Here is a 9480-nt window from a genome sequence, read left to right as displayed (position 1 = left end):
AGGTCCGGGCGGGCGATGAGCGCCGAGGCGATCATCACGCGCTGGCACATGCCGCCCGAAAGGGAGGAGGGGAATTGCTTCGCGCGCTTTTCCGGTTCCGGAATGCCGACATCGGCGAGCATGGCGACGGCCTGCCGATAGGCGTCGCGCTCGCCGGCGCGGCCATGAACGACGAGGCTTTCGGCCACCTGCGCGCCGACGCTCATGAGGGGGTTGAGGGAGGCGACAGGCTCCTGGAAGATCATCGACACCGCCGTTCCGCGCAGCTTTCGCATCGCGATCTCATCAGCTGTATCGAGAGCGGCGCCGTTGAGGCGGATCGCACCGCCGGTCTGGGCGACGCGCCCGCCAAGCAGGCCCAGCAGCGAAAGCGCCGTCAGGCTCTTGCCGGACCCGGATTCGCCGACAAGCGCAACGATCTCGCCCTTGCCGATGTCGAGATCCACACCGTCGACCACGGAATAGGGGCCGACGGAGATTTCAAGGCCTGAGACTTCCAATGTGGGCGCTTTCCGGCTTTCAGCCATCCAGATCATCCTCCGCCACGGCCTTCGCCCACGGGTTGACCGGATGGACCATGCCGACATGCCCGTCTTCCCCCGCCATCACCGCGGACGGGATGGAGAAATTGACCGGGTGCAGGGTGTTGGTCACAAGGTTGACGGAAAAATCCTCGGCAATGGCGGCCGCGACATCGGCATCGGCCGCACGGTCGACGGCAATGGTCGGCGCGCTGGCGTCGATGCGCGGCGTGTGGAAGGCCGCGGAGAGATCCATGCCGCCATCAATCACATAGGAGAGGATTTGCGCCAGCGCCGGGAAGATCTGGCGCCCGCCGGCCGCGCCGATCGCCATCCACGGCCGACCCGCCTTGCGAACGATCACCGGCGCCATGTTGGCAAGCGGTTTCACATCCGGCGCGATGCGGTTGGGAACGCCGGGACGCGGATCGAACCACATCATGCCGTTGTTCATCAGCATGCCGCTTTCCGGCAGAACCACCTTGGAGCCGAAGCGCGACAGCAGCGTGTTGGTAAGCGAGACCATGTTGCCGGCGGCGTCGACCACGGAGAGATGGCTGGTGCAGTCCTGACCTTCCCCGGCATGGCCCATATGCGTCAGCCGGTCGGCATAGGTGGCGCGGATGGCGCGGGCATAGGCCTTTGCCGCAGGGGCGCCGGGAATGGCGGAAACCGGCAGCGTGGTTTCGAGCCGTTTAAGCGTATCAAGAAGGCTCGGCCCGCCGCCAAGGCCGGAGGCGACGTTGACCTCGTGGCCCCGGTAGTCATGCGCCCTGGCCGCGATCCATTCAGGCCGGTAATCGGCAAGGTCTGCGGCATCGATCACCGAGCCGCCAGCATTGAGGTCGCGCACCAGGCCGGCGGCGATCTCGCCCTCGTAGAAGTCGCGCGCGCCGGCCTTGGCCAGTCGCTTCAGAAGCTTCGCCTTGGCGGGCATCGGCAGATAGGTCTCCGCGCCGTTCTTCGCCTTCAGCGCATGGCCGTCCTCATCGAGGAAGAGGCGGGCGGTCTCTGGAAACATCGAAAGGCCGCGTTGATCGATGGCCAGGCAGAGCGAGGTAAACCAGTCGACCAGCATGCCGCGCTCGGCAATCTCGATGGCCGGCTGCAGGGCTTCGGCAAGGCCGAGCGTTCCGTGTTTTTCAAGCGCTTCGGCAAGTCCTGCGACCGAGCCCGGCACGCAGATCGAGGAATAGCCGATAATGTTGCGATCGTCCTTGACCGCGGGCCAGTCGAACCAGTCGCCGTCATTGCCGCCGATCAGCGGATACTGTTCCGGGGCCATGTTTCGGCTGGAGCGCACGTTGAAATCGAGCGCTTCGACGGGGCCGCCATCGGCATCGCTCCAGAGCAGAAATCCGCCGCCGCCGATGCCGCTCAGCCAGGGCTCGACAATCGAGAGAACGAAGGCGGCCGTGACCGCCGCATCCATGGCATTGCCGCCGGCAGCCAGCACCCTTGCCCCGGCTTCCGCCGCTTCGAAATGCTGGGCGGCGACAATGCCCTTGTCGCTCGCAACCGCCGGTTTCTTGATATTCCAGGTTTGCATCATGCGCCTTTCCAGGCCGGGTGGTCAAAAAGCGAGGCCGGGATTTCCGGCGAAACGGCATCGCGGCCCGCGCCATGGTCACGGTAGTGGGCCGCGATCTCCCCTGCCGTTGCGATCCAGATGTTCCTGTCCGCAAGCACGTCTTCCAGAAGCCGGTCGAGCATGGTGATGCGTGAACCCCGACCCGAGATCCAGTCATGCACGGTCAGCATGAACAGCGTCGAGAACCGGCGGCTGGCGGCGAGCTCCTCTTTCCATGCTTCGAGCATCTGGTTGGTGCCGAGCGGCGCGCGCGCGTCGCGTCCGTCGAGAAACTTGAAGAAGATGGCATCGTCCGTTGCCCAGTTGACCGGCACTTCCGTGACGCCGTCAACCGAATAGGGTGTGTCGAAGCCCATCAGCGAGCTGTCGTAAAAGCCGTGGCGCTTGACCTCGGCCAGCATATGCGGCGTCATTTCCCAGGCCGGCGAGCGGAAGCCGGCCGGTTTCCTGCCCGTCTGGCTTTCAAACAGCGCGATGGACGCCTCGAGAACGCGGGTGAATTCCTCATCGCGCGTTTCGTTGACGATCTCGTGGAAATAGCCGTGCAGGCCGATTTCATGACCGGCTTCCGTGAGCGCCGGCAACATCCACGGATTTTCCTCGGCGACTGCGGCCGGCACGAAGAAGCTTGCCTTCACTCCATGACGGGCGAGAAGATCGGCAATGCGGCGGATGCCGATACGCGGCCCGTAGCGGCGCTGCTCCAGATGCGAAAGCAGTTCCGGCACATCGTTGCGGTTGCTCCATATCCACGGCGCATGGGCATCGACGTCGATGGAAAAGCAAAAGGCCGATTGCCTGCCCTCCGGCCAGGGATAGGGTTCAGGAAGGGCGAGCGGGCTCATAGCGGCGACTTCTTGTCCTGCGTGACTGTCATCGTGCCGGCGGAATTGCCGCCGTCGATCGTCAGCGTCGAACCGGTGACATAGGACGAGGCATCCGAGGCCAGATAGAAGAGCCCCGGCGCGATATCCTCGATCGTGCTGGCGCGTCCCAGGGGTATGTTGGAGACGGTGTTCTTCACATGCGCGTCGGTGAGCGGGCTGGCTGTGCTGCCGGCGGCAAAGCCGGGCTCCAGCGCGTTGACGCGGATGCCGAATTCGGCGAGTTCCAGCGCAAAACCCTTGGTCATCCGGTCCAGCGCGGTCTTTGAGGTGCAGTAGGGCACGACCGTGCGGCGCATCTTGCGGGCAGCGCCCGAGGAAATGTTGATGATAGAGCCCTTGGCGCCCTTGTCGATCATCTGCCGGGCGAAGCCACGCGTCAGGATGAAGGGAGCGCGCAGGTTGACGTCGAAGATGCGGTCCCATTCATCGGCGTCGATATCGAGCAGGAAACCGCTCGGATAGACGCCGGCATTGTTGATCAGCACATCGGCATGGCCCCATTTTTCGCCGACGGCGGCAATCAGGGTTTCGAGTTCCTCTTTCGAGGTCAGTTCGGCAGCGCAGCCGAACGAGCCTTCCGTGCCAAGTTCGCGAGCAAGCGCAGCGAGGGCGGCCTGGTCGCGATCGGTGACGCAGACCTTCGCGCCGGCCTCGGCAAAGGCTTTGGCGATGCCGCGGCCAAAAACGCCGAGCGCGCCGGTGACGACGACGCCTTTTCCTGCAAACTGTTTCGCTGTTTCCATGATTTTCTACCGTGATTTCGGATTGAGATAGTCGCTGAGCGCGTCGCCGATCAGGTTGATCGACAGCACCAGGAGGAAGAGACAGATGCCGGGGAAGGTCGCGATCCACCAGGCATTGGAGACATAATTGCGCCCGACCGAGAGCATCGCGCCCCAGCTTGCCGTCGGCGGCTGCACGCCGAGGCCGAGGAAGGAGAGGCCGGCCTCGAACAGCACCATCAGCCCGAATTCCAGCGTGGCGACCACGGAAAGGGCGGCAACGATATTGGGCAGGACATGAAGGCCGAGCACCCGGATCCAGCTCGCCCCCATGGCGCGCGAAAGCCGGACATAGGGCATGTTGGCAACCGAGAGCGTCTGGCCATAGGCAACGCGCGCATAACGCGGCCAGCGGGTGAGACCCAGAACCAGAACGACATTGATGAAACCGGGACCGAGAACGGCGACAGTGATGATGGCGAGAAGAATGGCCGGGATCGACAGGAAGATGTCGACCAGACGCATGATCACGGTCTCGACCGTGCCGCGGAAATAGCCGGCGGCCATGCCGAGCAGCGTGCCGGTGATGCCCGAGAGCAGGACCGAGAGCACGGCGACGGACAGTGAAATCCGCGCGCCGTAAATGACGCGGCTCAGGAGGTCGCGGCCGAGTTCGTCTGAACCGAGCAGGAAAGTGGTGCCGCGGATCTCCGTGCCCGGCGGTTTCAGCCGTCCGAGCAGGTTCTGCTTGTTGGGGTCTACCGGGGCAAGCCATGGCGCGAAGATCGCCATTGCGACCAGACAGAGCACGATGATGACGAAAACGCTGACCGGGATCGATCGGCCTGAGGCCGGCGCGAAGAGGGCCTTGAAGAAGCGGGAAGACGATTTCAACGGGTCGCTCCGTCAAGTCTGATCCTCGGGTCGACGAGGCTGTAGAGCAGGTCGGCAAGGAAATTCATGGCGATCGTCACCACCGCGCCGAGCATGACGACCCCCTGGACGATGACGAAGTCGCGGGCGACGACCGACTGCACGGTCAAAAGCCCAAGCCCCGGCCAGGCGAACACCGTCTCGACAATCACCGCGCCGGCAAGCAGCTGCGAGATCTCGATTGCGGTGATCGAGATCACCGGAATTGCGGAATTTCTCAGAAGGTGGCGGACCACAAGCCGTTTGGTGCCGACGCCGCGCGCGCGGGCCGAGCGGATATAATCCTTCGACATTTCGTCGACCACCGAGCTGCGCATGATCCGGGCGAAGGTCGCCATCGACAACAGCCCGAGTGCTATGGACGGCATGATCAGGTTGAGCCAGGACCCGGTGCCGGACGGCGGCAACCAGCCGAGGAACACGCCGAAGAACATGATCATCAATATGCCGCTCCAGAAGGTCGGCAGGCTCTGGGCAGCCAGCACCATGCCCATCAGCGGGCTTGTCAGCCGCGAGCGGTTGCCGATGGCCAGCAACAGGCCGAGCGGCAGACCGAGGGCGAGGGCGACCAGAAGGGCGCCGCCGGCAAGCTGAAGCGTATAGGGCAGACGCGACAGGATGATGGTCGAGACCGGCACGTTCTGGACATAGGAGGTGCCGAGATCGAACCGGGCCATCTGCCAGAGGAAGTCGAGATATTGCACGACAAGCGGACGGTCGAGGCCCAGCGCATGGCGAAGCGCCTCGATATCCTGCTGCGTCGCCGTTTCCGGCACCAGAAGATAGGTCGGATCACCCGTCAGCCGCTGAATGAAGAAGATCAGCGTCATCACGCCGAAAAGCGTGATGAGGGATTGCCAGAGGCGACGCAGAAGGAAATAGCCCATGGAGAAAGCCTATTGCGACCAGCTCATGCGGTTCAAGAACATGCTCTCATTGGCCGTCGGCTGCCATTCCAGTGCATCGGCCGCACCGTAAAGGGCGGTCGCCTGATAGAGCGGCAGGATATAGGTGTTGTCCTTCACGATCTCGGCAACCCGGGCATAGTCTTCGAGCCGCTGGTCGCTGTCGACCGTGGTGCGGGCATTTTCCAGGAGAGCGTCAAGCTCGGGATCGTTGACGCGCGACCAGTTGGATGAGGAGTGCAGAAGCGGGAACGCAACGCCGTCGACATCCTGGCAGGCGCAGGACCAGCGGCCGAAATTGAGCTGCGGACGCTGTGCGGGGTCGGCGTTCTGGGCCTTCTTCAGGTAGGTCGCCATGTCGGTGAGTCCGATGTCGACGTTGAAGCCCGCCTCGTTCAGCATCTGCTGGATGGCCTGGACGATGCGCTGGTCGAAGACCGGCGAGGTGGCGAAGGTCATCGGAACCGCGGCTGCGTCGCCCTTGGCCGCGACGATTTCCGCCGCCTGTTCGGGATCGTAGGGGATCGGGTCGATACCGTCGACATAGCCGAAATGCGCCGAGGTCGCCATCTGGCCGACGACCTGTTCGCCGCCGCCGAGTAGGCCGAGCGCGATGCCTTCGCGGTCCACCGCCATGGCGGCAGCGCGACGCAGTTCCGGATCGTCGAGCGGCGGCACCAGCGTGTTCATGCCCATGAAGGCGACCCGTTCGGTCGGGGCTGTCAGCACCTTCACCTTTGCCGCGCTCTCAAGTTGCATGGCCTGGTCGCTGTCGATGGAGACAATAAGGTCGGCCGTGCCGGCGCGCAGATTGGCAACGCGGGTGGAGGCATCGGGAACGGCCATGAACTCGACAGTTTCGAATTCGCCCTGGTCGCCCCAGTAATCGTCATTCTTGTCGAGCGTGACGGAAACGCCGCGGTCCCAGGTCTCGAACTTGTAGGGGCCGGAGCCGATCGGATTGGCGTTGAAGTCCTGCTCGCTCACGGTAGCGAGGACATGTTCGGGCACGACCGAGAGCTTGACGAGCTGGGCGAGAAGGACCGGATAGGGGCCATCTGTGGTCAGCACGACCTTGTTGTCAGCCGTCTTCCGCGCATCGATGATCGCGGCAAACTGGCCGAGCTGCGGGCTCGCGAGCTCGGGGGCGGTGATGCGCTTGACGGAATAGACCACGTCGTCGGCGGTCAGCGCCTCGCCGTCATGGAAGGTGATGCCATCGCGGATGGTGAGCTCCAGTTCGGTGTCGGACAGCCAGTTCCATTGCGTGGCGACCTGTGGCGCAATCTCGCCGTCATTGTCGCGGGTGACGATGTTGTCGAAGATATTGCGGTAGACGTAATAGCTGTCCGGGTTCCACTGCATGTGGGGATCGAGCGTCGACGGCTCGTTGACGAGGTCAACCACGAGCTGGTCTTTGGCGTGCGCAATGCCGGCGCTCAGCGCGGCTGCGACGGCGGCAATGGCTACAGTCGTTCTGATAGACAAGATCTGACTCCGTGTTTTTTCAAAAGGCGTCCAAGTGTTCGGGATCGATGATGACGATGGCCTGCGGCCTCGGCCGGCCACCAAAACGGCAATCGAAGCGCTGCCGCAAAGACTGTTCCGACCGGCTCATGCGGTTGGGCGGCACGCTTTTGTCCGAGGTCGTCTGCAGCGCCGGAGATGATGGCGGCCTGCTCGAGCCGCGACAGAGCGGGCGCGGTGCGGCGCCATGCCGGATACATAGGTCATGAACTGTTCCCCTTGCTGACGGTCCAGCCGCGGGAGGCCGCGCGGTCTGTACTTTGTTTGAGAGAACCGTCATATTGTTTTTGTGTCCACGTTTTCTCCCGAGGTTTGGTGCCTCCGTCCAGTGCCAGTTCGCTCCGGTTGTTCAAGAGCGCGTTGCCGGCAAAGGTTCTGAACCGGTCGATCGCCTCATCGAGAAGCGTGCGGACCTCATCTGTGCGGCCGGCATCGAGGGCGCGGGCAATGGCCGCGGCCTTCAGCGGCGGCATCGGCGTTGCGCCCTCGCTCTCGAAGAAGCGGACGATCCGGTCCGAGTGGTCCCAGAGCCGTTCCACGAAGCCGGCGACGAAAGGATTGAGGCCGGAGGCGAGCTCGGTGCGGAAACGCCGTTCGTAGCCGCTGCGCGTGCTGCGCGCCGCATCCTCCGCGGCAGCGCCCGCCGCCTCGATCATTCCGGCAAGCTCGAACAGGCGCGCATTTTTTCCGCGGTCGACCGCAAGCGTCGCCAGCGCCGGCTCGGCCATGCGGCGGGCGTCGACAACCTGTCCCACAAGCGCGCCGCTCATCGGCAGCACCCGCCAGCCCTCGCGCGGGATCGGCAGCATGAAACCGAGCGTGGAAAGCTTCGCCAGGGCCACACGGGTTGCCGCCCGGCCAAGGCCGAAGCGTGTCGCAAGCGTTGCCTCGGCGATCATCAGCCCCGGCTCAAGCTCGCACCATAGAATGGCCTGCATCAGCCTTTCTTCGGCGAAGGCCGCCTTCTGCACGGGCTTCAGCGCTTCGGGCTTTCGGGTCCCGGGTGAAAACGGGGAATTATCGTCATACATGCGCGCGATCTCCTGCCGGAAAACATGTTTGAATCCTATTCTGGAAATGTCAAATGTTATGTAATGAAATCTTAAAGTGCGGGCCGCGCCGCCGCTGAGCGCACTGCCGCCCGGAAACGGGCGCAGGCCGGGGCGTTCGCGCCGGCATGGTGACCGGCCCGCTGCACGACACGCCGTATCCGGCGCGTGACCTTCGGAATATCAGGAGGCGATCGCCGCCCCGCGTCTGGCATCGACAGCAAGCGGCGACGCCGCGCCGCCTTCGAGCAAGAGCAGGCGCGGCGCGAGATTGACGACGACGCAGGCGTGGTTGGGATAGATCAGCAGGCGCTGGCCGATTTCAAGGTCGCTGCCCTTGCGCGCGACCATGCCATGCTCCTCCGACAGCTTCTCGACGGAAAGTGGCCTGTCGAGATCCGCGCTCCACGCCTCGCCGAAGCCTGTGCCCGACCCCGTGCTGTGCGCGCCGAGGTCGGAGCTCAGCGTCTTCGAGCCCGCGTCAATAATGTAATAATCGCGGTTCTTCGAGATAATCGTCGCCGAAACGGCGAGCGAAAGGCTGTCGCGCCCGACAATGCCGAGGCGGACGGCGGTCATGTCGAAGAAGACATAATTGCCCGGCCGGATTTCATCGATGCCGTCGAAACCGTCATGGGCGATGAGGGACGGCGTGCTGCCGACCGAAATCAGCGGCACTTCGATGCCGCTGCGCCGGAGCCTTTCCTTGAGGTCGAGAAGAATGCGCCGCTCCGTGGCGGCCACGGCACGAACGCCATCCGCGTTACCGGCGCCATAGGCCTGGCCGGCATGGGAAAGCAGCCCGCAGAACCTCAGCCGGGAAGCATCAAGCTTCTGCGCCAGGGCGATGCCGGTTTCGGCCAGGGGATCGACGCCGCAGCGATGCAGGCCGACATCGACCTTGGTGAAGACATCGGCCGTCTGTCCGGCCTTTGCGGCGCCGGCCTCCAAGGCTTCAAGGCCCGTCATGCTGTCGGCGATAAAGCGGACCCGGACGCTGTGTTCGTTGGCAAGTGTGAGAAGGCGGACCACCGGTTCCGGGCGGACCAGCGGATAGGCGAGCGTGACCGGCGAGAAGCCGGCGCGAATGAAGACGGCCGCTTCGCCCGCATGCGAGGCCGTCACGCCGCTGGCGCCGGCATCGCGCTGCAGGCCGGCAATCGCCAGCGATTTGTGGGTCTTGATGTGGGGATGGAGCGCGACGCCGCCGTCTGCGGCAAGCGCCTGCATGCGCGCGATATTGGCTTTCAGGCGCGCCGCATCGACAACGACCGAGGGCGTTTCGAGCCGCTCCATGCCTTCGAATGCCGGACGGGCGGCGGTTTCCGCAGTGATGCTCATGGCC

The 9480-nt window shown here is 64.2% G+C and carries 9 protein-coding genes; all 9 read right to left on the bottom strand.

Going from position 1 to position 9480, the window contains the following annotated elements; all coding sequences use genetic code 11:
• Positions 1-527, bottom strand: a 527-nt coding sequence (locus tag AC5DC2_RS01730; protein WP_491697276.1) for an ATP-binding cassette domain-containing protein, incomplete at its 3' end; no start/stop codon positions are given.
• The gene (locus AC5DC2_RS01725) at positions 520-2073 is read right to left on the bottom strand and encodes a gamma-glutamyltransferase family protein (RefSeq protein ID WP_491697275.1); all 1554 of its coding nucleotides are present in this window, start codon (positions 2071-2073) and stop codon (positions 520-522) included. The genes AC5DC2_RS01730 and AC5DC2_RS01725, both read right to left, overlap by 8 nt.
• Complete coding sequence (locus tag AC5DC2_RS01720) at positions 2070-2957, bottom strand: polysaccharide deacetylase family protein (RefSeq protein ID WP_491697274.1); 888 nt, start codon at positions 2955-2957, stop codon at positions 2070-2072. Before AC5DC2_RS01720 ends, AC5DC2_RS01725 begins: the two co-directional genes overlap by 4 nt.
• Entirely contained in the window at positions 2954-3742 is a 789-nt protein-coding gene (locus AC5DC2_RS01715) for an SDR family NAD(P)-dependent oxidoreductase (protein ID WP_491697273.1), read from the bottom strand. Before AC5DC2_RS01715 ends, AC5DC2_RS01720 begins: the two co-directional genes overlap by 4 nt.
• Before the next feature lie 6 nt (positions 3743-3748).
• Positions 3749-4615: an ABC transporter permease gene (locus AC5DC2_RS01710; RefSeq protein WP_491697272.1), complete on the bottom strand. Its 867-nt coding sequence runs from the start codon at positions 4613-4615 to the stop codon at positions 3749-3751.
• Positions 4612-5541 (bottom strand): ABC transporter permease, encoded by a 930-nt coding sequence (locus tag AC5DC2_RS01705; protein WP_491697271.1) that lies wholly within the window; start codon positions 5539-5541, stop codon positions 4612-4614. Before AC5DC2_RS01705 ends, AC5DC2_RS01710 begins: the two co-directional genes overlap by 4 nt.
• A 9-nt stretch (positions 5542-5550) precedes the next feature.
• Positions 5551-7047, bottom strand: coding sequence for an ABC transporter substrate-binding protein (locus tag AC5DC2_RS01700; RefSeq protein ID WP_491697270.1), 1497 nt, complete (start codon positions 7045-7047; stop codon positions 5551-5553).
• 242 nt (positions 7048-7289) lie between these two features.
• The gene (locus AC5DC2_RS01695; RefSeq protein WP_491697269.1) at positions 7290-8117 is read right to left on the bottom strand and encodes a GntR family transcriptional regulator; all 828 of its coding nucleotides are present in this window, start codon (positions 8115-8117) and stop codon (positions 7290-7292) included.
• Between the two features lie 201 nt (positions 8118-8318).
• Positions 8319-9476 carry an alanine racemase gene (locus AC5DC2_RS01690; protein ID WP_491697268.1) on the bottom strand — a complete coding sequence of 386 codons (1158 nt, stop codon included), beginning with the start codon at positions 9474-9476 and terminating at the stop codon, positions 8319-8321.
• Positions 9477-9480: the final 4 nt, after the last annotated feature.

The sequence above is a fragment of the Martelella sp. genome (genome assembly GCF_984369615.1).
Note: the sequence above shows the minus strand (reverse complement) of the source record. Positions and strands in the feature narration are given on the sequence as shown.